General features: G+C 65.1%; 3 protein-coding genes. All 3 read right to left on the bottom strand.

The features are described 5' to 3' along the window. Positions 1 to 595, bottom strand: a 595-nt coding sequence (locus tag AC1DOC_RS27570; RefSeq protein ID WP_478130909.1) for an ABC transporter permease subunit, incomplete at its 3' end; no start/stop codon positions are given. Positions 596 to 608: 13 nt separating this feature from the next. Continuing rightward, positions 609 to 1,538: a branched-chain amino acid ABC transporter permease gene (locus tag AC1DOC_RS27575; RefSeq protein WP_012746435.1), complete on the bottom strand. Its 930-nt coding sequence runs from the start codon at positions 1,536 to 1,538 to the stop codon at positions 609 to 611. Between the two features lie 239 nt (positions 1,539 to 1,777). Then, positions 1,778 to 2,874, bottom strand: a 1,097-nt coding sequence (locus tag AC1DOC_RS27580; RefSeq protein WP_478130910.1) for a replication-associated recombination protein A, incomplete at its 5' end; no start/stop codon positions are given.

Raw genomic sequence — 2,874 nt, forward strand, 5'->3', positions numbered from 1 at the left:
CCAGCGCAAGGAACAGGTAGTAATAGAGCGTGACCGAGGAGATCGAGAAGCCGTCGAACTTCCACGCCTTGCCGAGGTCGAGCCCCCAGAACTTGACGGAGTCGATGGCGGTGATGCCCTTGGGTCCGTTGGTGATGTTGATCGGCTGGTCGAGGTTGTTCAGGAACACCCGGATGATCTCGCCGAAGCCGAGCGTCACGATGGCCAGGTAGTCGCCSCGCAGCTTGAGCGTGGGCGCACCGAGCAGCACGCCCAGCATGCCGGCCACCACGAGCGCCAGCGGTATCACGATGAGCAGCGAGGTGTGCAGCCCGTTCGGGAACATGGCCTTGAACCACGGAAAGGTGTCGGACAGGTGCGACGAGCCCATCAGCGCGAACAGGTAGGCCCCGATCGCAAAGAAGGCCACATAGCCCAGGTCGAGCAGGCCGGCATAGCCGACGACGATGTTCAGGCCGAGCGAGAGCATCACGTAGAGCAATGCGATGTCGGCGATGCGCACCCAGGCGTTGCCCTGGCTTTGCAGGAAGATCGGCAGTGCGAGCACCGCGACGACGCCCAGGATGTAGAGCGCGAGGTTCTTGCTGTTCTTCATGGTGTGCTGCTCCTCAGGCCCGATCCGCCACGCGCTCGCCGAGCAGGCCCGAGGGCCGCAGCGTGAGCATGACGATCAACACGATGAAAGCGAAGATGTCGCTGTAGTTGCTGCCCAGCACGCCACCCGTGAGGGTGCCGATGTAGCCGGAGCCGATGGCTTCGATCAGCCCGAGCAGGATGCCGCCGACCACCGCGCCGGCCAGGTTGCCGATGCCGCCGAACACCGCCGCGGTGAAGGCCTTGAGGCCGGGCAGGAAGCCCATCGCGTGCTGCGCGATGCCGTAGTTGGAGGCGTACATGACGCCCGCGATGGCCGCGAGCACGGCACCGATGATGAAGGTGGCCGAAATGACCATGTCGGGCCGGATGCCCATCAGCGCCGCGACGCGCGGGTTCTCGGCGGTGGCGCGCATCGCGCGGCCGAGCTTGGTGTAGTTGACCAGCCACATCAGCACCACGAGCGAGAACGCCGTGACGCTCAGGATCATGACCTGCGTGGGCGAGATCACCGCGCCGCCCACCTCGATGGGCGTGGTCGACAGCAGGTTGGGATAGGCCTTGTTGGTGGGCTTCCAGATGATCATGGCCAGCGTCTGCAGCAGGATCGACATGCCGATGGCCGTGATGAGCGGTGCGAGCTTGGGACTGTTGCGAAGCGGCCGGTAGGCGACCTTCTCGATCACGAAGTTGAGCGTGGCTGCAACGATGCAGGCGATGATCAGCGCGATGATGAGGATCAGCCAGCCGGGCGTGCCGGGCATGGATTCCTTCATGAGCCCGATGATGGTCCAGCTCGTGAGCGCCCCCACCATCAGCACTTCGCCGTGCGCAAAATTGATCAGATTGATGATGCCGTACACCATGGTGTAGCCCAAGGCTATCAAGGCATACATGCTGCCCAGGACCAGACCGTTGATGATCTGCTGCAGCAATATTTCCATAACGCGTTCCCTATTTGTTGCACCGTTGCGGGGTGCTGTTCACCCACCTTGGCACCGGTTTGGCACCTTGGCTTGATAAGCAAAAAACCAGCCAACATGTGCCGCTGGCTGATTTGTGGGCGGGATTGTAAGCACCCACCAGCGCCGATTTGGTGCGCCTTGCCCGGGGTTTACCCGCTCACGCCATGCTGTATGCGAGTGAAGTCATGCATGGCGTACGCGCATGGTGAAAAGGCGTATCACTCCTCGCGCTGGCCGTTCAGGCGGCGCAGTTCGCGCAGCTTCTCCGCGATGCGGATTTCAAGCCCGCGCTCGACGGGCTGGTAGAAAACCTGGCCCTCGAGGCCATCGGGCAGGTAGCGCTCGCCCGCGGCAAAGCCGCCCTCCTCGTCGTGCGCGTAGCGGTACCCCTTGCCGTAGTCGAGGTCCTTCATGAGCTTGGTGGGCGCGTTGCGCAGGTGCATCGGCACCGGGCGGGTGCTGTCCTTCTTGATGAGGGCGCGCACGGCGTTGTAGRCGGCGTAGACCGCGTTCGACTTGGGCGCCATCGCGAGGTAGACCACGCACTCGGCCAGCGCGAGTTCGCCCTCGGGCGTGCCCAGGCGCTCGTACACCTCGGCGGCGTCGAGCGCGAGCCGCAGCGCGCGCGGATCGGCCAGGCCGATGTCCTCGCTGGCCATGCGCACCAGCCGGCGCGCCATGTAGCGCGGATCGGCACCGCCGTCGAGCRTGCGCACGAACCAGTAGAGCGCGGCGTCGGGGTCGCTGCCGCGCACCGACTTGTGCAGCGCGCTGATGGTGTCGTAGAACTGCTCGCCGCCCTTGTCGTAGCGCCGCATGCGTTCGCCGAGCACGCGCAGCAGCCATTCGTCGGTGATGTGGCCGAGCTTCTCGGCGCGGGCCGCGACGGCCAGCGTCTCGAGCGTGTTGAGCAGGCGCCGCGCATCGCCGTCGGCATAGGCGACGAGCCGGTCGATGGCCGTGTCCTCGATGCCCGGCACTGCCTGGATGGCCTGCGCCTTGGCCACGATCTGCTTGAGGTTGGCCTCGGTGAGCGGTTGCAGCACGTACACGGCCGCGCGCGAAAGCAAGGCCGAGTTGACCTCGAACGAGGGGTTCTCGGTGGTGGCGCCGATGAAGGTGAAGAGCCCCGATTCCACATGCGGCAGGAAGGCATCCTGCTGGCTCTTGTTGAAGCGGTGCACCTCGTCGACGAAGACGATCGTGCGCCGCTGCTCCAGGCCGTCGCGCGCCGCCGTGGCGCGTTCGACCGCATCGCGGATGTCCTTCACGCCGCCAAGCACCGCGCTGATGCTGAGGAACTGCGCATCGAAGG

The sequence above is a fragment of the Variovorax sp. 01T439_2 genome, assembly GCF_056398445.1.

What these genes read in the sequence shown, in the direction of transcription:
- AC1DOC_RS27575 (WP_012746435.1), bottom strand. Translation starts at nt 1,538, where the DNA reads ATGGAAATATTGCTGCAGCAGATCATCAACGGTCTGGTCCTGGGCAGC.